General features: G+C 65.1%; 16 protein-coding genes. 7 read left to right on the forward strand and 9 right to left on the reverse strand.

What is annotated here, in order from left to right; translation table 11 throughout:
• Window positions 1–13: 13 nt before the first annotated feature.
• The 7 genes from ACP15K_RS11380 to ACP15K_RS11410 are packed head-to-tail and all read right to left on the reverse strand — an operon-like array spanning window position 14 to window position 13,020.
• The gene (locus ACP15K_RS11380) at window positions 14–1,645 is read right to left on the reverse strand and encodes an alpha-D-glucose phosphate-specific phosphoglucomutase (RefSeq protein WP_193142668.1); all 1,632 of its coding nucleotides are present in this window, start codon (window positions 1,643–1,645) and stop codon (window positions 14–16) included.
• A complete protein-coding gene (gene malQ / locus ACP15K_RS11385; RefSeq protein WP_424990557.1) occupies window positions 1,642–3,609 on the reverse strand; it encodes a 4-alpha-glucanotransferase in 1,968 nt (655 codons plus the stop codon). Before malQ ends, ACP15K_RS11380 begins: the two co-directional genes overlap by 4 nt.
• Complete coding sequence (gene glgX / locus ACP15K_RS11390; RefSeq protein WP_424990558.1) at window positions 3,606–5,693, reverse strand: glycogen debranching protein GlgX; 2,088 nt, start codon at window positions 5,691–5,693, stop codon at window positions 3,606–3,608. Before glgX ends, malQ begins: the two co-directional genes overlap by 4 nt.
• A gap of 14 nt (window positions 5,694–5,707) precedes the next feature.
• Complete coding sequence (glgA, locus tag ACP15K_RS11395) at window positions 5,708–7,144, reverse strand: glycogen synthase GlgA (protein ID WP_424990566.1); 1,437 nt, start codon at window positions 7,142–7,144, stop codon at window positions 5,708–5,710.
• A 1-nt stretch (window position 7,145) separates the two neighbouring features.
• Window positions 7,146–8,405 (reverse strand): glucose-1-phosphate adenylyltransferase, encoded by a 1,260-nt coding sequence (gene glgC / locus ACP15K_RS11400; protein ID WP_193142664.1) that lies wholly within the window; start codon window positions 8,403–8,405, stop codon window positions 7,146–7,148.
• Window positions 8,406–8,440: 35 nt separating this feature from the next.
• Window positions 8,441–10,648, reverse strand: coding sequence for a 1,4-alpha-glucan branching protein GlgB (gene glgB, locus ACP15K_RS11405; RefSeq protein WP_424990559.1), 2,208 nt, complete (start codon window positions 10,646–10,648; stop codon window positions 8,441–8,443).
• Entirely contained in the window at window positions 10,645–13,020 is a 2,376-nt protein-coding gene (locus ACP15K_RS11410; protein WP_193142662.1) for a glycogen/starch/alpha-glucan phosphorylase, read from the reverse strand. Before ACP15K_RS11410 ends, glgB begins: the two co-directional genes overlap by 4 nt.
• A gap of 268 nt (window positions 13,021–13,288) precedes the next feature.
• On the opposite strand from ACP15K_RS11410, the gene ACP15K_RS11415 reads away from it, so the two are divergent.
• Together ACP15K_RS11415 and ACP15K_RS11420 are read left to right on the forward strand one after the other, a co-directional pair.
• A complete protein-coding gene (locus tag ACP15K_RS11415; RefSeq protein ID WP_424990560.1) occupies window positions 13,289–14,233 on the forward strand; it encodes an amidoligase family protein in 945 nt (314 codons plus the stop codon).
• Window positions 14,218–14,943 carry a gamma-glutamyl-gamma-aminobutyrate hydrolase family protein gene (locus ACP15K_RS11420; protein WP_424990561.1) on the forward strand — a complete coding sequence of 242 codons (726 nt, stop codon included), beginning with the start codon at window positions 14,218–14,220 and terminating at the stop codon, window positions 14,941–14,943. The genes ACP15K_RS11415 and ACP15K_RS11420 overlap by 16 nt, the downstream gene beginning before the upstream one ends.
• An 18-nt stretch (window positions 14,944–14,961) precedes the next feature.
• Here the strand turns inward: ACP15K_RS11420 and ACP15K_RS11425 are convergent, their stop codons facing one another.
• The gene (locus ACP15K_RS11425) at window positions 14,962–17,343 is read right to left on the reverse strand and encodes an aldehyde dehydrogenase family protein (protein ID WP_424990562.1); all 2,382 of its coding nucleotides are present in this window, start codon (window positions 17,341–17,343) and stop codon (window positions 14,962–14,964) included.
• A 9-nt stretch (window positions 17,344–17,352) separates the two neighbouring features.
• Window positions 17,353–18,282 (reverse strand): deoxyribose-phosphate aldolase, encoded by a 930-nt coding sequence (gene deoC / locus ACP15K_RS11430; RefSeq protein WP_193142869.1) that lies wholly within the window; start codon window positions 18,280–18,282, stop codon window positions 17,353–17,355.
• Window positions 18,283–18,575: 293 nt separating this feature from the next.
• On the opposite strand from deoC, the gene ACP15K_RS11435 reads away from it, so the two are divergent.
• From ACP15K_RS11435 to ACP15K_RS11455, 5 genes are all read left to right on the forward strand, one after another.
• On the forward strand, window positions 18,576–18,965 hold the full coding sequence (locus ACP15K_RS11435) for an antitoxin Xre-like helix-turn-helix domain-containing protein (RefSeq protein ID WP_424990563.1): 390 nt from the start codon (window positions 18,576–18,578) through the stop codon (window positions 18,963–18,965).
• Window positions 18,962–19,654 (forward strand): RES family NAD+ phosphorylase, encoded by a 693-nt coding sequence (locus ACP15K_RS11440; RefSeq protein WP_424990564.1) that lies wholly within the window; start codon window positions 18,962–18,964, stop codon window positions 19,652–19,654. The genes ACP15K_RS11435 and ACP15K_RS11440 overlap by 4 nt, the downstream gene beginning before the upstream one ends.
• Window positions 19,655–19,926: 272 nt before the next feature.
• Complete coding sequence (locus ACP15K_RS11445) at window positions 19,927–20,928, forward strand: TRAP transporter substrate-binding protein (protein WP_193143525.1); 1,002 nt, start codon at window positions 19,927–19,929, stop codon at window positions 20,926–20,928.
• Window positions 20,929–20,998: 70 nt separating this feature from the next.
• A complete protein-coding gene (locus tag ACP15K_RS11450; protein WP_193143527.1) occupies window positions 20,999–21,703 on the forward strand; it encodes a TRAP transporter small permease in 705 nt (234 codons plus the stop codon).
• Between the two features lie 3 nt (window positions 21,704–21,706).
• Entirely contained in the window at window positions 21,707–23,101 is a 1,395-nt protein-coding gene (locus ACP15K_RS11455) for a TRAP transporter large permease (RefSeq protein ID WP_193143530.1), read from the forward strand.
• The last annotated feature ends 1 nt before the right edge of the window (window position 23,102 follow it).

A 23,102-nucleotide genomic window follows, 5' to 3' on the forward strand; every position in this document is an offset into this window, starting at 1 on the left:
CGATCTGCGGTGATCAGGTCATCACGTCGGGCTCGGTACGCCCGGTGGTTTCGGTCAGTTGGCACAGGGCGCGGGTGGCAGCGATGATCCCGTTCAGCGCGTCCTGGGTGTCGAGGAACAAGTCGCCCCCGGTGGGTTCATAGCGTTCCAGATAGACCCGCAGCGTGGCGCCCTCGGTGCCGGTGCCCGACAGCCGCAGCACCGCGCGCCCGCCGCCTTCGAAATGGATGCGCAGTCCCTGGTTGCGGCTGACCGATCCGTCCACCGGATCGGTATAGGAAAACTGGTCAGCCCCGGCGATGGTCAGCCCGCCAACGGCAGCGCCGGGCAGGCCGTCCATCCGCTCAGTCAGCCTCGCCATCAGAGCATTGGCCTTGTCGGTGGCGATGGCCTCATAGTCGTGGCGGGAATAATAGTTGCGGCCATAGGTCTGCCAGTGATCGGCCAGGATCTCCTGCACCGAGACCTTCCGCGCCGCCAGGATATTCAGCCACAGCAGCACCGCCCACAGCCCGTCTTTCTCGCGCACATGATCGCTGCCGGTACCGGCGCTTTCCTCGCCGCACAGGGTCACCTTGCCCGCGTCCAGAAGGTTGCCGAAGAACTTCCAGCCCGTGGGCGTTTCATAGCAGCCCAGCCCCTTGGCCTCGGCCACGCGGTCGGCGGCGCGGCTGGTGGGCATCGATCGTGCCACCCCGGCCAGCCCGCCCGCATACCCCGGCGCCAGATGCGCATTGGCAGCCAGCACGGCCAGACTGTCAGAGGGCGTCACATAGATGCCGCGCCCGAGGATCATGTTGCGGTCGCCGTCGCCATCCGAGGCCGCGGCGAAATCCGGGCCATCGTCGCCCATCACCAGATCGACCAGCGGCTTGGCCCAGATCGGGTTCGGGTCGGGATGCCCCTTGCCGAAATCCACCGAAGGCACTGCGTTCATCACGGTGCCGTCCGGCGCGCCCAGAAGACCTTCAAGGATCGCCGTGGCATAGGGGCCGGTCACCGCGTGCATGGCGTCGAACCGCAGGGTGAAGCCGCCCGCAAACAGGGCGCGGATGGCGTCGAAGTCGAACAGCGTTTGCATCAGATCGGCATAGTCGGTCACCGGATCGACGATCTCGACCGCCATGCCCCCCAGCGCGGTATCCCCGATCTGGTTCAGGTCCAGATCGTCGGTGTCCAGCGTGTGGTACTCGGATATCGTCTTGGTCTGCTCGAAGATGGCATCGGTGACGCCCTCGGGTGCCGGGCCGCCGTTCGCGATGTTGTATTTCAGGCCGAAATCCGCGTCGATCCCGCCGGGATTGTGGCTGGCCGACAGGATCAGCCCGCCGTCTGCCTTGCGCTGGCGGATCAGGTTCGACGCCGCCGGTGTCGACAGCAGCCCGCCCTGACCGACGATGGCCCGCTTCGCGCCATTGGCCGCCGCCATGCGCAGGATGATCTGGATCGCCTCGGCGTTGAAATAGCGCCCGTCGCCGCCGACCACGAGGGTCTTGCCCGTTACGCCGCCGATGGCGTTGAAGGTCGACTGCACGAAACACTCGACAAATCCGGGCTGCATGAAGACGCGGGTTTTCTTGCGCAGGCCCGAGGTGCCGGGTTTCTGGCCTTCGAACGGGGTGCAGGGCTGGGTCACTTTGGTCATGAGGCGATGTCTTTCTCACGTGAGGCAGGCAGGGGGGGACGATGGTTTTGCATCACGTCGGTGACATGACGCAGGGATGCGGTCCGCGAAAAGTCCTCGACCGGGACGGGCAGACGCCGCCGCCAGTTGGGATGTTCGTTGATGGTGCCGGGCAGGTTCTGGGCTTGCGTGACGCCAAGGGCGTCATCCAGTTGCACCGAGACCAGCGCCGAGGGTGCCTCGGCCAGACCGGCGTGGATGGCGTCCAGAATGTGGCCCGTCGATGCGGTTGGCGGCAAATCCCGGTCGGCGCGCAGGCTGTGGCGCTGGCGCGCACGAAAGCCGTGACGGTCAAGGCGCTCACCTTCGGATATCCAGCCGACGCGGTGCCACCATTCGATGTCGGCGCCGTGCCAGAACCCGGCGATGGTCGGCGTGTCATGGGTGCCGAAACAGGCAAGGCTTCGGGTCGGCATGGCGCTGGCGGGCAGGATGGTGCCGTCGTGGCGGGTTTCGAACTGCCAGACCGCATAGCTGTAAAGTCCGGCGTCATTCATGGTGGCGCGGAAGCCCTCGGGCACCAGTCCCAGATCCTCGCCGATGACGACACAGCCCGCGCGGGTGGCCTCGATGGCGATCACCGCCAGCAGCGATTGGAATGGCATGGTGACATAGCCACCGGGACTGCCGTCGTCGGGCAGCCAGAAACTGCGCGCCAGCCCCAGTGCATGGTCGATGCGCAGCAGGCCGCAGTGCCGCATCAGGCGCGCCAGCATCTTTCGGAACGGCCCATAGAAGGCCGCTGCCAGCGGTCCGGGCGCATGGGCGGCCAGCGCCCAGGACTGACCCTCGGGGCTGAGCTGATCGGGCGGGGCGCCAATGGTGACGCCGCGCGCGATAGTGGCGGTGTTCATCCAGACCTCCGCCCCGTCGGGGCGCGGGCCAACGGCCAGATCCAGATACAGCCCCAGCGACATCCCCGCAGCGCGGGCGCTGGCCTGCGCGGCCGCAATCTGGGTTTCGGCCTGCCATTGCAGCCAGGCGTGGAACTCGGCGCGCGCGCCGGCGGCCTTGGCGGCGGCCAGGCCCGGCGTGCGCAGCGCCTCGGGCCAGTCGCGAAAATTATGGCCGTGGGTTTCGCCAAGCGCCTCGAATTGCGCAAAGGTCGTCAGATCGTCGTCTGCCGCAGACAGCCAGGCTTGAAAGGCGGCGCTGTCTTTCTGGCGGGCAAAGGCGGCTTCCAGCGCGGGCTTGTGGCGGGCGCGGAAGGCGGCATGATCGATCAGTCCCTCGGCAGGGGTCGGACCCAGACCCGGCAAGGCCAGGTGATCGGTGTTGAAATACCCCCGGTGGGTGGGCGAATAGGGGCTGATGATGTCCTCGACACTCCACCCCAGCGCATGCACCGGGTTGATCCCGAAGAACTGCGCGCCCTGCTGCCCCAGCGCCGTTGCCGCCCGCGCCAGATCGGCATAGCTGCCCAAACCGCCGTTGTCGGCACTGCGCAGCCCGTAAAGCGCCCCGGTCATGCCCCAGCTGCGCTGCTGCCCGGTGCGGGAGGGCACGTCGGGGGCCATGACGGGGCGTGCAAGCACGCGGGTTGGCGCGGATGCGGCGGGCCCCTGCAACAGGTAATAGCCCATCGCCAGTGCCGGCAGATACAGGGTGCCCTCGGCCCGGCCCTCGGCGACCTGGGTGCCATCCTCGGCCAGCAACACCCAGTCGAAAGCGGTTTCGACCGGGCCCTGCCACGGGCTGTTCGCGGTCAGGATGATTTCGTCGGGCAGGGGGCTGTCGCTGCGTGCCTCGGCCAGGGCCTCGTCGACCTCCGCATCCGATCCGGCGGCAACTCCCAGGGCACGCAGCAGGGCACGCAGGGTGTCGGGCGAGGCCGGATGCCGCTGGCCGGACAGATCGTGATAGGCCGTGTGAACGCCATGCTGGCGCGCCAGATCGCTCAGCGCATCATCGGCAGAGCGGCTCATGCCTCATCCCCGGTCAGGCAGAAGGCGACCAGAGTGTGCGCCTTCAGCGTGGTCTCGCGTGCGGTTTCGCGCTTGCTGCCCTGGTGCGCCCTGTTCGTGTCAATGGCGCGGGTCCAGACCCGCGCACCGGGGTTGGGCAGGTCCAGAACCCGATCTTCGGAACTGCGGTTGATGGCGATCAGGACCTCGTCGCGCAGGGCATCGCCCTTGAGGCATTCGGCGCAGCCGCGCAGATGCAGGCACAGGCCGGACAGGTCCGGGTCGTGCCAGTCCAGCGTGCTGCCGTCAAAGTCGCGCCATTCGACATCGCGTTGCCCGTCCGAGGCACGCGCGGCGCCGTGCAGATACTGGCTTTGCCGCAGCACCGGATGGTCGTGACGGAACCGCGTCAACGCGGCGGTGAAGGCGATCATGTCCGGATCCAGCGCCTCCCAGTCGATCCAGCTGGTCTCGTTGTCCTGGCAATAGGCGTTGTTGTTGCCCTGTTGCGACTGCCCGCCTTCGTCGCCCGCCAGCAGCATCGGGGTGCCTTGGGACAGAAAGACGGTGGCCAGCAGGTTGCGCTGTCTCTGCTGTCGGCTTGCCGTGATGACAGGATCGTCGGTGGCGCCCTCGACGCCGAAATTCTCGCTGAAATTCGCCTTGTGCCCGTCGCGGTTGTTCTCGCCATTGGCGTGATTGTGGCGGCGCTCATAGCAGGTCAGATCGGCAAGGGTATAACCATCGTGCGACGCCGCATAGTTGATCGCGGCCCAGGTCCGGCGTCCGGGCCGTTCGAACACGGAAGACGAGCCCAGCAGCGCCGAGCCAAGCGCCTGCGCGCTTTCCTGATCACCGCGCCAGAACCGGCGATAAGTGTCGCGCCCGGTGTCGTTCCATTCGGCAAATTCGGGCGGGAACTGGCCCAGTTGATAACCACCCGGACCAATGTCCCACGGTTCGGCAATCAGCTTGACCCCGGCCAGCACCGGATCCTGACGCAGGGCATCCAGAAATCCGCCGTTCGGATCGAAACCATGCGCTTCGCGCCCCAACGTGGTGGCCAGATCGAAGCGGAAGCCGTCGACGCCCATGACCTCGACCCAGAACCGCAGGCTGTCCATCACCATGCGCAGCACGAAGGGATGGCTGACATCCAGCGTGTTGCCACAGCCGGTGTCGTTCACATTGTGGCGCGGATCGCCGTCCTGCAGCCGGTAGTAGGCGGCATTGTCCAGCCCGCGAAAGCACAGGGTTTGACCAAGATGATCGCCCTCGGCGGTGTGGTTGTAGACCACGTCAAGGATCACCTCGATCCCGGCAGAATGGAACCGGCTGACCATGGCGCGGAAGCCCTGCACGCCCATCGGCCCGAAATAGCGCGGTTCGGGGGCGAAGAAGCCAATGGTGTTGTAGCCCCAGTAGTTGACCAACCCGCGCTGCGCCAAGCCGCCTTCGGATTTCAGGGCCTGCACCGGCAACAGTTCCACCGCCGTGACGCCAAGCCGGGTCAGGTGATCGAGCATGGCGGGCGCGGCCATCCCTTCGAAGGTGCCGCGCAGCGAGGGGTGAATGCCGGGATGCCGGATCGTGGTGCCCTTGACGTGCGCCTCGTAGATCTGGGTTTCTTCCCAGGGCCGTTGCAGGTTCTGGGCATCGGGCCGGAACTGATCGGGGTTCGACACGACGCTTTTGGGCACATGGGCAGCGCTGTCGCAGGGGTTGATGATCAGGTCAGCCTCTGCCGCGTCGGTCCTGTAGCCGTAGGTGGTGGGATGGTTGGTAAACCCGCCCCGCAACTCGCGCGTGTAGGGATCCAGAAGCAGCTTGTGAAGGTTGAACCGATGCCCCTGGTCCGGCGCGTAGGGTCCGTCTGCCCGGTAGCCATACAGCGTGCCGGGCCGCAGGCCGGGCAGGTAGCCATGCCAGATATCACCGGTGCGTTCGGGCAGCGGCAGCCGCCGTTCCTCGCGCTTTCCGTCGGGCGAAAAGAGACACAGGTAGACCTGTGTCGCATGTTGCGAGAACACCGCGAAATTGGTGCCACCGCCGTTGAAATGCGCGCCCAGGCGGGTCGGTCGTCCGGGTTCAAACAGGGCATCCACAGCGGTGTGACAGTTCATGGGGCCAGCGACGCATAGAGGTCGGCGTATCCACGTGCCGACCGTTCCCAGCCGACCGGCTGTTTCATCGCTGCGCGTTGCATCGTCTGCCAGACCCGCGGCTCGGAATAGACCTCGACCACCCGGTCGATGACCTGCGCGATGCCCTCGGCGCTGACCTCGTCGAAGACGAAGCCGGTGGCGGCCTTGGCGGTCAGGGCGGCGGCATTGGCGTCGATCACCGTGTCGGCCAAACCGCCGGTTCGGGCCACGACCGGCAGCGTGCCATAGCGCAGCCCGTAAAGCTGGGTCAGGCCGCAGGGTTCGAACCGCGAGGGGATCAGGATGGCGTCGCTGCCGCCTTGCAACAGGTGGGCCAGCGTCTCGTCATAGCCGATGACGGTGCCGACGCGGCCCGGAAAGGCCTCGGCAGCCTGCACGAATCCACGTTCCAGGTCCGGCGCGCCGGTGCCCAGAACCGCCAGTTGTGCGCCCCGGTTGACCAGATGCGGCACCGCTTCCAGCAGCGCATCCAGCCCCTTCTGGCCGGTCAGGCGGCTGATGACGCAGAACAGCGGCCCGTTGACGTCAGGGTCCAGACCCATGCGGGTGCAGACGGCGGCCCGGTTCTCGGCCTTGCGCTTGAGGCTGCGCGCCTCGAACGGTCGGGGCAGGGCCGCATCGGCGGCGGGATCCCAGGCCTCGGTGTCGATGCCGTTGAGCAACCCGCTCAACGCCGCGCCACGGTTTTGCAGCACGCCTTCCAACCCCATGCCGAATTCCGGCGTCAGGATTTCGCGCGCATAGGTCGGACTGACCGTGGTGATGCGATCGGTAAATACCAGCCCGGACTTCAGGAACCCGATCTGGCCGTAGTATTCCAGCGCCTCGGGGTGGAACCAGTCGCCTTTCAGACCCAGGGGCCCAAGGGCTTCCGGCCCGCACAGGCCCTGGAAAGCGATGTTGTGAATAGTCAGGACCGAGGGCGGCTGATCGCGCCCGTCCATCTTCAGATAGACCGGGGCCAGAGCGGCCTGCCAATCATGGGCATGCAGCACATCGGGGGTATAGCCTTCGATGGCGCCGGCACAGATCCAGGCCGCGGCCCGCGACAGGGCACCGAAGCGGATGGGATTGTCGGCCCAGTCGGTGCCATTCTCGTCAATGTAAAGCCCTGCGGGACGGTCGAACAGCTGCGGCATGTCCAGCAGCAGCAGCGGCACCCCGCGCGAGGTGACGCGCACCACGCGCCCGGCGCCACCAGGCAGATTGTCAAACCGCGCCACTTCCTCGCCCTCGGGCAGCAGCGGGAACAGCGCCGGATAGGCGGGCATCAGAACCCGCGCTTCGATCCCCAGAGGGGCCAAAGCTGCGGGCAGGGCGCCGACCACATCGGCCAGCCCCCCGGTTTTTGCAAAAGGGGCGCATTCAGACGCCACCATCAAGACCTGCATGTCAGCCATCCAGTTTGTCGATCATGTCCTGCGTGATCAGGCAGATGCCGCCTTCTGACCGCCGGAAGCGCTTGGCGTCAAGGTCCGGATCCTCGCCAACCACCAGATCGTCGGGAATTTTCACGCCGCGATCGATGACCACGTTCTTCAGTTTGGCCCGGCGTCCGACTTCGACATAGGGCAGGGCGACGACGCCTTCCAGTTGCGCAAACGAATGGGTCTTCACGCCAGTGAACAGCAGGCAGCGATCCAGCGACGAGCCCGAAATGATGCAGCCCCCGGCCACCATCGACGACACCGCCTGCCCGCGGCGGCCTTCCTCGTTGTGGATGAACTTGGCGGGTGGCACCAGTTCGGAATAGGTCCAGATCGGCCAGTCGGTGGCGAAGATGTCCAGCGCCGGCTTGAAATCGGTCAGGTCGATGTTGGCCTGCCAATAGGCGTCGATGGTGCCCACGTCGCGCCAGTAGGGTTCGGTTTCCAGACCCGACATGACGCTGGAACGGCTGAAGGGATGCGCATAGGCGCCGCCTTCGGCCACGATGGCCGGGATGATGTCCGACCCGAAGTCATGGCTGCTGTCGGGGTTTTTCGCATCTTCGCGCAGGATCCGGGCCAGGAATTCGGTCTCGAACACATAGATCCCCATGCTGGCCAGCGCGCGGGTCGGATCGCCGGGCATGGCCGGGGGATCGGCGGGCTTTTCGACGAACTCCAGGATCTTGTCACTGGCATCCACCGCCATCACGCCAAAGCCCTTGGCCTCCTCGCGCGGGACTGCGATGCAGCCGACCGTGACCTTGGCACCCGAGCGGACGTGCTGCTCGATCATGAAGGAATAGTCCTGCTTGTAGATATGGTCCCCGGCCAGAACCAGCAGGTACTTCGGCCCATAGCCTTCGATGATGCTGAGGTTCTGCGTCACCGCGTCGGCGGTGCCCTTGTACCAGTTTTCCTCGTCCAGCTGCTGCGAGGCCGGCAGGATGTCCAGGCTCTCGTTGCGCTCGGCGCGGAAGAAGCTCCAGCCACGCTGCATGTGACGGATCAGGCTGTGCGCCTTGTATTGCGTGGCCACACCGATCCGGCGAATGCCCGAATTGACGGCGTTGGACAGCGCAAAGTCGATGATCCGGGTCTTGCCGCCGAAATAGACGGCCGGCTTGGCGCGGATATCGGTCATTTCCTTCAAGCGACTGCCGCGACCGCCTGCCAGAACATAGGCCATGGTCTGCTGGGCCAGCCCAAATCTGTCGTCTCTCATGGTTTCCTCCCGCGAAAGTATCTGTTTGTGGCCGCTCATTCGGCGACCCGTTCGAAAAAGACGGCTGCCAATGGTGGCACGGTGATCTCGATGGACTGGGCACAGCCATGGGCGGGCGCGTCAGAACTGGCGAGATCTTCCGGATGAACAGTGTCGCTGCCGCCGTAGGTCGCGGCATCGGTGTTCAGCCGTTCCCGCCACACCCCGGCCTCGGGCACGCCGATGCGATAGCCCGGACGGGGCACCGGGGTCATGTTGACCACCACCAGCACCGGGGCGCTGCCCGGCGCGCCCATGCGCACCCACGAGAAGATCGAATTGGCCGCGTCGCCGCCATCGATCCACTGGAAGCCTTCGGGCGAGCTGTCGCGCTGGTGCAGCGCCGGTGTCGCGGCATACAGCCGGTTCAGATCGCCAACCAGCCGCTGCATCCCGGCATGCGGGGCATGATCCAGAAGATGCCAGTCGAGGCTGGATTCGTTGTTCCATTCCTGCGCCTGGGCAAACTCGCACCCCATGAACAGAAGCTTCTTGCCGGGATGTCCCCACATGAACCCGAAATAGGCGCGCAGGTTGGCGAACCGCTGCCAGTCGTCGCCCGGCATCCGGGCCAGAAGCGAGCCCTTGCCGTGCACCACCTCGTCATGGCTGAGCGGCAGGATGAAGTTCTCCGAGAAGGCATAGTGCAGCCCGAAGGTCATCTTGTCGTGGTGGTATTTCCGATTGATCGGATCTTCGGACATGTAGCGCAGGGTGTCGTTCATCCAGCCCATGTTCCACTTGAACCCGAAGCCCAGGCCGCCCGCATCGGTGGGCGCGCTGACGCCGGGAAACGCCGTGGATTCCTCGGCCGCGGTCATGATGCTGTCGTCGGCGCCGTAAACGGCGACGTTCATGCGCTGCAGGAAGGCGATGGCTTCCAGGTTCTCGCGCCCGCCGTGTTCATTGGGCACCCATTCGCCCTCTTTCCGCGAATAGTCGCGGTAGAGCATCGAGGCCACCGCATCGACGCGCAGCCCGTCGATATGGAACTCTTCGAACCAGAAGCGCGCATTGGCGATCAGGAAGTTCTGAACCTCGGTGCGGCCATAGTTGTAGACCAGCGTGTTCCAGTCCGGATGATAGCCTTCCTTGGGGTCCGCGTGCTCGTACAGCGCGGTGCCGTCGAACCGACCCAACCCGTGCATGTCGGTGGGGAAGTGGCCCGGCACCCAGTCGATGATCAGGCCCAGCCCCGCCGCGTGGCAGGCTTCCACGAAAGCACGGAAATCGGTGGGCGTGCCAAAGCGCGAGGTCGGCGCGAACAGCCCCACCGGCTGATAGCCCCATGAACCGCCGAAGGGATATTCGCTGATCGGTGTCAGCTCGATATGGGTAAAGCCCATGTCCTTGGCGTAGGGCACCAGCGTCTCGGCCAGTTCGCGATAGGTGAGGGACCGGTTGTCCTCTTCGGGCACGCGGCGCCAGCTTTCCAGATGCACCTCGTAGACCGAGATCGGCTGGTCCACCTTCTGCCTTGCGCCCCGCTCTTGCAGCCAGCCGCCATCGGCCCAGTCGTAGCCGCGCAGATCGCGCACCACCGAGGCCGTTGCCGGGGGCAATTCGGCGCCGAAGCCAACCGGGTCCGCCTTCAGTGGCAACAGGTTGAAGGCCCCGTCCAGCAATTCGTACTTGTAGACCGCGCCGTCGCCGATGCCGGGTACAAAGATCTCATGCACACCGGTGGCCCCGCGCCGCCGCATCACATGCCGCCGTCCGTCCCAGCCGTTGAAATCCCCGACCACGGAAACCCGCGCAGCATTGGGCGCCCAGACCGCGAAATGCGTGCCGTCGATCCCGTCATGGGTGCAGGGATGTGCGCCAAGCGCCTTCCACAACTCGCCATGGGTGCCTTCGCCCAGCAGGTATTCATCCAGATCGCCAAGGTAGGGACCGAAGGCATAGGCGTCGTGGTCCTCCCAGACGATTTCGCCCTGCGTCAGCCGCAAGCAGTACTTGAACGGGTTCTTGCGGCGCGGAATGATCCCGGCGAACAGCCCGTCGCCCAGAGGATCCAGCGCGGCCAGCCGACGCCCGGTGCGGGCGTCCAGTACCTCGACCGTTTCGGCCTCGGGGCGCATTGCCCGCACGACCAGTTTGCCATCGTGCGGATGCAGGCCCAGCACCGAGAACGGGTCGCCATGGCGCCCGGCCAGGATCGCAGTGGCGGTTTCGGGGTCGATCAGCGTGTGGGGTTCACTCATGCGGACTTCTCCAGCAGCGCCCCGTGGGGCTGGGTCTTCCAGATGTCGCGGGCATAACCCTTGATCGTGCGATCCGACGAGAACCAGCCCATGCTTGCGGTGTTCATCAAAGCCATGGTGGCCCAGGTCTGTTGGGATTGGAAGGCAATATCGGCGCGGCGCTGCGTATCGAAATAGCTGTCGAAATCGCAGGTCACGAGGAAATGGTCATGGTCGTAGAGCATGCCCACCAGCCCGTGATAGCGGTGCGGATCCTGGGGCGAAAAGCGGCCCTCGAAGATCTGGCCCAACACCCGGCTCAGGCGCGGGCTGGCCTCGATCGCGGCGCGCGAGAACCCATGCTGCTGACGGCGTTCCATCACCTCGGCAGCGGTCAGGCCGAAGAGGAAGAAGTTCTCGCTGCCTACATGTTCACGGATCTCGACATTGGCGCCATCCAGCGTGCCGATGGTCAGCGCACCGTTCAGAGCGAACTTCATATTGCCGGTGCCCGAGGCTTCTTTCCCGGCGGTCGAGATCTGTTCGGACAGGTCAGCCGCGGGGATCAGGCGTTCGGCCATGGTGACGTTGTAGTTCGGCGGGAAGACAATCTTCAGCCGGTCCCGCGTCACCGGGTCGGCATTGATGACAGCGGCGGTGTCGTTGATCAGGCGAATGATATCCTTGGCCATGAAATAGCCCGGCGCGGCCTTGCCGCCGAAGATCTTGACACGCGGGGTCCAGTCCTTTTCGGGATGGTCGCGCATCTCGTTCCACAGGGCGATGGTTTCCAGCAGGTTCATCAACTGGCGCTTGTATTCGTGGATGCGCTTGATCTGCACGTCGAACATGGCATCGGGGTCGATCTGCACATCGCAGGTCTGGCCGATCCAGTTCGACAGGGCCACCTTGTTCAGCCGCTTGGCAGCGTGGAAATCGGCCATGAAGGCGGAATCGCCGCGTTTGGCTTTCAGGGCCGACAGTTGCTCCAGATCCGACACCCAGCCTTCGCCCAGTTCCTCGCTGATGAGGTTGCGCAGGGCCGGGTTGCAGCCGTACAGCCAGCGTCGCGGCGTGATGCCGTTGGTCTGGTTGATGATCCGCGTCGGATGGATGCGGTGCAGGTCGGCAAAGACCGTTTCCTTGACCAGTTCGGTGTGCAGCGCCGAGACGCCGTTGACCTTGTGTGCCATGATGAAGGCCAGCTCGCCCATGCGCACGTCGCCGTGCTCCAGGATGCGGGGGCTGCCGGGGTGCTCGGCCTGATGGCTGTCGTCGATGGCGCGGATGATTTCCAGGTGGCGCGGCAGGATGCGGCCCAGCAGACCCTCGTGCCAGCGCTCCAGCGCCTCGGGCAGCAGGGTGTGGTTTGTATAGGCCAGGCAGCGGCGCGCCAGCGCGATGGCCTCGGGCATGTCCAGGCCATGTTCGTCCACCAGCAGCCGGACCAGTTCCGGGCCGGCAATCGCGGGGTGGGTGTCGTTCAACTGGATCGCGACGGCATCGGGCAGGGCGCGGATATCGTCGTGATCGCTGAGGAACCGGCGCACCAGATCCATGATCGAGGCGGCAGTGAAGAAGTATTCCTGCTTCAACCGCAGTTCCTTGCCGCTTTCGGTGGTGTCGTCGGGATAGAGCACGCGCGAGATGGTCCGGGCCAGCGCCTCGGATCGGCCCGCCGCGATGTAGTCACCCCGATTGAAGCTGGCCAGGTCGAACATGCGCACAGGATCGGCGGCCCACAGGCGCAGGGTGTTGCCCCAGACGCCCTTCCAGCCAACGATGGGCGTGTCGTGCGCGGTGGCCAGAACCGAGTCGCCGGGATGCCATGTGGCGCGGCCGTCGTTGTGGCTGACATGGCCGCCAAAGCCGATGCGATACTGCACCTCGGGGCGTTCGAACTCCCAGGCGTGGCGCTGCGACAGCCAGGTCTCGGGCTTTTCCATCTGCTCGCCTTCGACGAAGCTCTGCTCGAACAGCCCGTGTTCATAGCGGATGCCATAGCCGTAGGCGGGAATGCCCAGCGTTGCCAGCGAGTCCATGAAACAGGCCGCCAAACGGCCCAGCCCGCCATTGCCAAGTGCGGCGTCGGGCTCATCGTGGACGATGGTGTCGAAATCCTGCCCCAGCGCCTTCATGGCGTCGCGGGCTTCGGTCTCCAGCCCCTGGTTCGAGATCATGTCCTCGATCAGCCGCCCGATCAGGAACTCCATCGACAGGTAATAGACCCGCTTGGCCGAGGTGCCATAGGCCGCCCGCGTGCTGTCGAACCATGTGTCGACCATGTGATCGCGCAGCACCAGCGACAGCGCCATGCGCCAGTCATAGACCGAGGCATGGTCGGCATCCTTGCCCAGCGAATAACGGAGACGTTTGAGAATTGCGTTTTTCATGACTGGATCAGAACCCTGTGCCGCGCGACAGACGGCAGTTGTTAGCGTTAACGTAGATTTACGTAGGCAGCCCGATACACGAATCTTTTGCATCCGGCTATGATTGTTTTACCGGCCAACCCGTCCCCTCAGTAGGGCGTGTTGACGCGTGGGGCGCAACCGCCAATCGGCTTTTGCGATACCTGCCATGGGCTTGTGGCGGCATCCTTGCGGGGAAATCGGGGCTTTCAGAGGTGCAATTTTACAACAAGGCCCTATCATTCAGCCAATGAGCCGAATGCAACACCAGGACCAACACGATGACTCCCTTGACGCCCAACGCCGGATCGGGGTCGAGGTCGAATTCGGCGGCCTGTCCGAAGAACGTGCCGCCGAACTGATCCTTGAACGATGCGGTGGCACGGTCTCCGGACGCACAGATCATGTGATCGAATTGGCCACCGACCAACTGGGCAAGATCACGGTCGAGCTGGACACGGTCTGGAAACATGAGATCGCGGCAGCAGGCGATGCCGCCGGCGCCATTGCGCGCACGCTGGTCCCCGTTGAGCTGATCACCGCGCCGCTTACCGAGCCTCAGATCGCGGTGCTGGACGAGGTTCTGGACACGCTGGCCCAGCATGGCGCCGCGGGCAGCCGCGACAGCCTGTTGGCGGCCTATGGTGTGCATTTCAATCCGCAAACCGCCTTTGACGCCTCGGTGGTGCGCGTCGCCCGGGCCTATGCGGCGCTGGAGCCCTGGTTGCGGGCCGCGTCGCATCTGGATGCCACCCGCCGGGTGCTGCCCTTCATCAATCCCTGGCCGGGAACCCTGGTTCAGGCCCTGTTGGCGCCGGACGCCGGGGATCTGACACCCGACGACCTTTTGACCCTGTATCTGTCGCATACCACGTCGCGCAATCACGGGCTGGATCTGCTGCCGCTGTTGCGCCACCACGATGCCGACGCGGTGACCGCCGCCCTTGGCACCTCGGAAGGCAGTGCCCGCCCGACCTATCACTTTCGCCTGCCCGAGTGCCGGTTGAGCGAACCGGACTGGTCGCTGGGCGCCGAATGGGCCAAGTGGCAACTGGTCGATGCGGTGGCGGAGGATCCCGATCTGCTGGCCCGTCTGACCAAGGCCGTGCGCGACGAACCAGATCCCGTCCGCGCAGCCGAGGACATGATTGCGCCGCTGTTGCACCGAAAGGCATTCGCATGTCTCGCCCGGTAATCGGCGTCTCGGTCTCGCGCCGCTCGGGGTGGCGGATATTCCCGCTGGTGGCGCTGAATGTCCTTCTGACCGGGGGCCGCGCCCGGCGCTGGAGCCGTTCGGAGGATGTGGATCTGAATGCTGTCGATGGCGTCATCATCGGCGGCGGTGACGACATTTCGCCCGACCTGTACCAGGGCGAGCTGGTGACAACGGCGCGGCTGGATCCCTACCGCGACGCGCTGGAGCGCGAGATCGTCGAAAGCGCGCGCGCCCGGAACCTGCCGATCCTCGGCATCTGTCGCGGGGCGCAGATGCTGAACGTCGCCCTGGGCGGCAGTCTGGACCAGGACGCCTATGGCACCTTCCGCAACAGCCGCAAGCTGCGCACCATCCTGCCGCGCAAACGGGTGCGGGTGCTGGACGACACCCGCCTGTGCCAGATCATGGCCACCGCGGAAGTCTCGGTAAACGCGCTGCACAGCCAATCTGTCAAGGATCTGGGCCGCGACCTGCGGGTCAGCGCGCGCGACAACGGCGGCATGGTGCAAGCCGTGGAAACCACCCGCGATCCGTTTGCCATCGGCGTGCAATGGCACCCCGAGCATCTGTTCTACTTGCGCCGCCAGCGCGCGCTGTTCGCAGCCCTCGTGGCCGCGGCCCGCGCCCGGCGCGAACACCGCGCCCAGATCCCCGCCGTGGACGAGGATCTGTCGCTGAATTCGGGCTGACCCGGCCCGCGCGCCGGTCTATTCGCCGTAGGGGATCCAGACGTTCTTGACCTCGGTGGCGTGGCGCAACAGGGCGTCGCCCGCAGCCTGGGTCGGATTGTGCCAGTCCAGCGCCTTGCCGTTGTTGACCCAGGTCCGTTTCAGATTGGCGGCCGAGGCTTTTTCAACCCTGGCCGAGCCGTCGCGGCTGCCGTGATACCACAGGCCATCGACGCCATAGTGATCGGCCAGCGTGCCGCTCAACTCGTCGCGGTGGCCGGTGACGATGTTGACCACGCCCCCCGGCAGATCCGAGGTGTCGAACACCTGATAGAGGTCCGTTGCGGCCAGCGGCGACGTCTCGGAGGGCACCACAACCACCGTGTTGCCCATGGCGATGGCCGGGGCCACCAGCGACACGAAGGCCAGCAGCGGGGCCTCGGCGGGGCAGACGATGCCCAGAACGCCCACCGGTTCCTTCATCGCCAGAACAGCGCCGCGCAGCGGCACCGAATGCACCTGACCGTCGTATTTGTCCGCCCATGCGGCCGCCGTGAACAGCCGGTCGATGGAGGTCTGAACCTCGGTTGCCGCAGCCTTGGCCGAAGCGCCGGTCATCTCGCGCAGGCGGCCTTCGAATTCCGCCGCGCGGGCCGACAGGTTCTCGGCGATGTAATACAGGATCTGCGCCCTCAGGTGGCCCGAGGCCTTTTGCCAGCCCCCCAATGCCACGGCTGCGGCTTCGACCGCATTGCGGATGTCCTTGCGGTTGCCGTGGCCGACCTGGCCGATCAACCGGCCCTTGGGCGAGACCACGGGCATCGCATAGCCGCTGTCGGGCCGGGCCTGTTTGCCGCCGATATACATCTTGGCGGTGCGGTCGATACCGCTGAGCCCGCCCAGGCCGGTTTCAACCAGCTTGGCGGGTTTCGCCTCGGGCGCATCCTTCAGGGACTTCTGCCAGGCCGGTTTGACATATTCATACAGCCCCTCGCGCCCGCCTTCGCGGCCAAAGCCGCTTTCGCGGAAGCCGCCAAAGCCCGCCGCCGCGTCGAACTGGTTTGTGCAGTTGATCCAGACCACCCCGGCCTTGATCTGCGGTGCCAGGCCGAGGGCGAGGTTGATGTTCTCGCTCCACAGGCTGGCGGCCAGACCATAACGGGAGTTGTTGGCCAGCTGCACCGCTTCCTCGGGGGTGCGGAAACTCATGGTGACCAGCACCGGGCCGAATATTTCCTCTTGGGCAAGGGTCGATCCGGCCTCGACCCCGGTCAGCAGGGTCGGCGGGTAGTAGCAGCCGCTGTCGGGCAGGGGCGTGTCGGCCCGATACAGAACCGCGCCGTCGGCGACGCCCTGATCCACCATTCGGGTGATCCGCGCGTGCTGCACCGGATCGACGATGCAGCCCAAATCCACGGATTTGTCCAGCGGATCGCCGACCCGAAGCGTGGCCATCCGCAGCTTCAGCTTGTCCAGGAACCGTTCGGCCACGGCCTCATGCACCAGCAGGCGCGAGCCCGCGCAGCAAACCTGTCCCTGGTTGAACCAGATCGCATCGACCACGCCTTCGACCGCGCTGTCCAGATCGGCATCGTCGAAGACGATGAACGGCGACTTGCCGCCCAGTTCCAGCGTCAGCTTCTTGCCGCTGCCCGCGGTCTGTTCGCGCAGCAGCCGTCCGACCCCGGTCGAGCCGGTGAAGGCCACCTTGTCCACATCCGCATGCCCGGCGATCATCGACCCGACCGCACCGTGACCGGTCACGATATTGACCACGCCTGCGGGCAGCCCCGCCTCAAGGCAGATCTCGCCAAACAGCAGCGCGGTGAGCGAGGTGTATTCGGCCGGCTTCAGCACCACCGTGTTGCCCATGGCCAGCGCCGGGGCGATCTTCCAGGCCAACATCAGGAAGGGGAAGTTCCACGGGATGATCTGACCGGCGACCCCCACCGCTTCATACCCCGGTAATTCGGTCTCCATCAGCTGGGCCCAGCCCGCGTGATGATAGAAATGCCGCGCCGCCGTGGGCACGTCCGCATCGCGGGTTTCGCGAATGGGCTTGCCGTTGTCGAGGCTCTCCAGAACCGCGAAGAGGCGCGCGTGTTTCTGGATCAGCCGCGCCAGCGCGTACAGGTGCCGCGCACGGCCCGGCCCGCCCAGGTCGGCCCAGCCCTTCTGCGCCCGCGCGGCGGCAGCCACGGCGGCGTTCACATCCTTCTGGGTGGCCTCCGTCAGGCTGGCCAGTTGCGCACCCGTCGCCGGGGACAGGCTGTCGAAGCGCGCCTTGCCGGGCTTGGTAAAGGCGCCGTCAATGAAATGGCCGAAGGCGCGATCGTGTCGATCCAGCCAGGCCTGCGCCATGGCGGAGCTTTCGGGGGCTGTGCCGTAGTCCATGGTCTCGAAAATCTCTGCGATGGTCATGGGAGTGTCCTAGCTGATGCCATGGCGGAAGGCGGCGGAATAGCGGCCGGTGACGTGATGCTCCAACTGGCGTTCGATATCGCCCAGCAGGCTGGAGGCGCCGAAACGGAACAGGTCTGGTTCCAGCCAGTCGCGCCCCAGTTCTTCCTTCATCATCGACAGGTAGACCAGCGCGTCCTTGGCCTTCGAAATGCCGCCCGCCGGTTTGAAGCCGATCATCTGGCCGGTCATCGCCTGATAGTCGCGGATCGCGCGCACCATCACCAGGCTGACGGGCAGGGTGGCATTGACCGACTCCTTGCCGGTGGAGGTCTTGATGAAATCGGCCCCCGCCATCATGCAGACATGGCTGGCGCGCGCCACATTGCGCAGCGAACCCAACTGCCCGGTGGCCAGGATCGCCTTGACGTGGGCCGATCCGCAAGCGTCGCGATAGGTGGCCATCTCGTCGTAAAGCGCCTGCCAGTCGCCGGTCAGCACATGGCGGCGCGAGATCACGATATCGATCTCCTGCGCGCCGGCCCTGACCGATTCCTCGATCTCCTTGACCCGCAGATGGAAGGGCGACAGCGCCTCGGGAAAGCCGGTGGACACGGCGGCCACCGGAATACCGCTGCCCTCGAGCGCGGCGACGGCGGTTTCCACCATCTCGTGATAGACGCAGACTGCCCCGGTGGTCAGGTTCAGATCGGCAATCCCCAGCGCTTCGACCAGATCATCGCGCAGCGGATGGCGGGCCTTGGCGCACAGCCGCCGCACGCGCGCCTTGGTGTCATCGCCGCTGAGCGTGGTCAGATCCATCAACGAGATCGCCCGCAGCAGCCAGGCCGCCTGATGATCCTTCTTGACGCTGCGCCGGGTGCCAAACGTGGCGGCGCGCCGCTCTACCGCCGAGGTGTTGACCCGCACCGAGGCCACCACGTCCAGATCCAGCGGCATGCCGGGATTGCGCGGAAAGCGGCCGTGATCCTGTGTCACGGGCAACGTGCCGTCTGCTGCCCCCTGGGCCTGCGCCGTTTCAACCGAAGTCGATGTCACCTTCGTCCTCCCCTCCGCAGGGTGCGCCGGTTCCGACGCCCCGCCTTTCAGCTTTGTGAAACCCTAGCACGGGTTTTTCGCAAGGGGCAGCACAGTTACGCAGGCCCTTGCGGGACGCAACGTCACTCCGAACGGGTCATATGGCCTAGACAAGAATCCCATATGACCCTATCTTATGTGCAAGGAGTGATCCCATGGAAAACGCAGTTCGTGAACGCCCCACCGCCGACCGACAAGCCGTCGCGCTGAAAGCTTTCGGCCGCATTGCCGACGCCTGGTCGCTGACCGGGCGCGAGGCTGCGGCGCTGGCCGACATGTCGGACTCCACATGGAAACGCGCCCGCAAGCCCGGCTATGCCGGAGAGCTGACACGCGACCAGATGCTGCGGCTCAGCGCGCTGGTGGGGCTCTACAAATCGCTGGAGCTGTATTTCAATCCGCCGATTTCGGGCAAATGGGTCAAACTGGCCAACACTGGTCCCGAATTCGACGGCAGCCGCCCGCTGGACGCGATGATCCGGGGCGGATTGCCCAAGATCCTGCGGGTGCGCAGCTATGTGGACGCCCTGCGGGGCGGCATGTGAAGATCACCTCCATCAATGACCGGGCGCTGGTACGCCTGATCTCGGAAACCCATTTCAAGCCTCCGGTGCTGCGCGGTCTCGTCGACAGCGACGAGGAAGCCGCGCTTCTGGCCGATCTGGAAGGCGAAACCAGCGCCCGCCTGATTGCCGAGCGCGATGGCAGCCCGGCACTGGACCGGCGCGAACTGGTCTATGCCCGCCGTGCCCATGACCTGAAACTCTATGGCCAAAGCCACATCAACGCCGCGTTCACCTACACGCGGCCCACGGGCAACCGGTTCAACAATGGCGACCGCGGGGCCTGGTATTGCAGCTATAACGTACTGACTTCGGCCGAAGAAGTGGGGTTTCATCGCACCCGCGAACTCAGCTACATCGGCATTTTCGAAGATGAGGCCCACTACGTGGAACTGCTGGCCGATTTCATCGGCGACTTCCCGGATCTGACCGACACCCCGGCCCATCCCGCCCTGACCGCGGATCCCGAGATCGGTTATCCGGCCGGGCAGGCGCTGGCGATGGACCTGCGCCGCGACGGGCATCGCGGATTGCTCTACCCCTCGGTGCGCCATTCCGGGGGCCGTTGCCTGGTGGCTTTCGATCCGGGCATCATCCAGAACGTGCGGCCCGGTGCCCGCTGGTCCCTGCGCTGGAACGGATCGCCCGCCTATGCGCTGCGCGGGCTCTGAGCAGGATGCTTGCCCTAACATATTGATATTCAAGGGTTGGAATGATGTGCGGGACTTCACACAGGGTTGACCCTGACCGTGCGGAAACCCGCACACCTTCACCGCAATCTTGATGAATTTCTTAGTCTTATAGTTTGTTATAATTCACTATTCGACTTTAACAGCACAAAATCTACGCGGCTGTTGCCGGACTCTTTTTAATGGTGATGATGATTTGGGGGCGCGCATTTTTGTGTGGTCCTGTTTTCAGCGACTGATCGGGAGGATGATCGATGAAATTTGTGACTGCAGCGGCGACAGCCATGGGTCTTGTGCTGGCGGCGGGGTCTGCGATGGCGGCCTGCGATGATGGCGAGATTGTCATCAAGTTCAGCCATGTGACCAACACCGACAAGCATCCCAAGGGGATTGCCGCCTCGTTGCTGCAAGAGCGCGTGAACGACGAGATGAACGGGACCGCCTGCATGGAGGTCTATCCGAACTCGACGCTTTACAACGATGACCAGGTTCTCGAGGCGATGCTGCAGGGCGACGTGCAGATGGCCGCGCCCTCGCTGTCGAAATTCGAGAAGTTCACCAAGAAGTTCCGCATCTTCGACCTGCCGTTCATGTTCAAGAACATGGAGGCTGTCGAGGCGTTCCAGTCGTCGGACACCGGCCAGGACATGCTGAGTTCGATGCAGCGCCGCGGCCTTCAGGGGCTGGGCTTCTGGCACAATGGTCTCAAGCAGTTCTCGGCCAACAAGCCGCTGATCCTGCCCACCGATGCGGCCGGTCTGAAGTTCCGGGTGCAGCCGTCGGACGTGCTGGTGGCACAGATGGAAGCGCTGGACGCCAGCCCGCAGCCGATGGCCTTTTCCGAGGTTTACGGCGCCCTGCAGACCGGCGTTGTGGATGGCCAGGAGAACACCTGGTCGAACATCTACGGCCAGAAGTTCTTTGAAGTTCAGGACGGCATCACCGAAACCAACCACGGCCTGCTGGACTATATGGTCGTGACCTCGGTCGACTGGTGGGACGGGCTGCCCGAAGACGTGCGCACCCAGCTGCAGACCATCGTCGAGGAAGTCACCGCGACCCGCAACGCGGCCATCGCGCAGGTGGATGCCGACAACCGCCAGGCGGTTCTGGACGCCGGCGGCGTGATCCGCGAACTGACGCCCGAGCAGCGTGCGGCCTGGGTCGAGGCGATGAAGCCGGTGTGGATCCAGTTCGAAGGCGACGTGGGGGCCGATGCGATCGACGCGGCCCAGCAGATCAACGCCTCGATGTAATCGCGATCACCAGACAGACAGGCCGTCCGGCGCGACCGGGCGGCCTTTTCCTGAGGGGAGGGAGCAGCCGATGAGCGCGCATTCCAGACATCAACCGCAGACCGCGTTGGGGCGGGTCGTCGCCCGCACCGAAGAAGTCGTCATCGCCGCCATTCTGGGCATCATGGTGCTGCTGACCTTCATCAACGTGGTGCTGCGCTATGTATTCAACGAAAGCCTGATCTGGGGCCTTGAGGTGGTGCTGGTGCTGTTCGCCTGGCTGGTGCTGTTCGGCATCTCGCATGCGTTCCGGATCACCGCCCACCTGGGCGTGGACGCGGTGATCAACCTGCTGACGGCGCCGAAACAGCGCGTCCTGGCGATCATCGCGGCGCTGTGCTGCTGCCTGTACGCGATCCTGCTGATGAAGGGGGCCTGGGATTACTACGCGCCCTTCGCCGGGATGGACGCGACCACCGGGCGCTGGTTCCCGACCGGTCTGGCCGATAGCCGCGACCAGGCCTGGTACGAGACCGACCAGATCCCGATGGTGGACTGGCTGCGCTGGCTGGAGCCGATCTTCAACGAAGGCGAAGCCTACGAGAAGCTGCCGCGGATGGTGCCCTATCTGATCCTGCCCGTGGGCTGCCTGCTGCTGCTGGTGCGGGTGGTCGAAGTGACCATCGGCATCATCAAAGGCACCCATGAGAGCCTGATCGTGAGCCACGAGGTCGAGGACCAGGTCGACGACCTCAGCGCCACCCACCACGACACGCCCTTCGGCAAGGACACCTGACCCATGGAAATCGTACTTCTGTTCTTGATGGTCATCGGCCTGCTGCTGATCGGCGTGCCGATCGCGGTGGGGCTGGGCCTCAGCTCGATCATCTTCCTGCTGCTCAATTCCGACAGCTCGCTGGCCTCGGTGGCGCAATCGCTCTACCAGGCGATGGCCGGGCACTACACGCTGCTGGCGATCCCGTTCTTCATCCTGGCCTCAAGCTTCATGTCCACCGGCGGGGTGGCGCGGCGGATCATCCGCTTTGCCATCGCCTGCGTCGGCCACCTGCCGGGCGGGCTGGCGATCGCCGGGGTGTTTGCCTGCATGATCTTCGCCGCACTCTCGGGATCGTCCCCGGCGACGGTTGTGGCGATCGGTTCCATCGTCATCGCGGCGATGCAGAAGGTGGGCTATTCCAAGGACTTCGCCGCCGGGGTCATCTGTAACGCCGGCACCCTGGGCATCCTGATCCCGCCGTCCATCGTGATGGTGGTCTATGCCTCGGCCACGGATGTCTCGGTCGGGCGGATGTTCCTGGCCGGGGTCATTCCGGGCCTGATGGCCGGCTTGATGCTGATGATCACCATCTATGTCATCGCCAAGGTCAAGAACCTGCCCAAGGGCGACTGGCTGGGCTGGAGCGAGGTCGGCGACTCCTTCCGCGACGCCTTCTGGGGGCTGATGCTGATCGCCATCATCATGATCGGCATCTACGGCATTCCCGGCCTGACCGGCGCCATCTTCACCCCCACCGAAGCGGCCGCCGTGGCCTCGGTCTATGCCTTCCTGGTGGCCTGTTTCGTCTATCGCGACATGGGTCCGCTGGCCACCAAGGACGGGGCGCGCAACATCTCGCTGCTGCGCAAGCCGCAGGCGCTGATCACGGCGTTCTTCCACCGCGACACGATCAACACGCTCTATGATGCGGGCAAGCTGACCATCACGCTGATGTTCATCATCGCCAACGCGCTGATCCTGAAGCACGTGCTGACCGACGAACAGGTGCCCCAGCACATCGCCGAGGCGATGCTGGGCGCGGGCCTGGGCCCGATCACCTTCCTGATCGTGGTCAACGTGATCCTGCTGATCGGCGGCCAGTTCATGGAGCCCTCGGGCCTGCTGGTCATCGTCGCGCCGCTGGTCTTCCCGATCGCCATCCAGCTGGGCATCGATCCGATCCACCTGGGCATCATCATGGTGGTCAACATGGAGATCGGCATGATCACCCCGCCGGTGGGCCTGAACCTCTTCGTGACCTCCGGCGTCGCCGGAATGCCGATGATGGCCGTCGTCCGAGCCGCCCTGCCGTTCCTGGCCGTGCTCTTCGTCTTCCTCATCATGGTCACCTACATCCCGGCCCTCTCGACCTTCCTCCCAACAGCGCTCATGGGACCGGAAATCATCACGAATTAGG

The organism is Fluviibacterium sp. S390 (genome assembly GCF_049800695.1).
In the GTDB taxonomy this organism is placed as follows: domain Bacteria; phylum Pseudomonadota; class Alphaproteobacteria; order Rhodobacterales; family Rhodobacteraceae; genus Meridianimarinicoccus.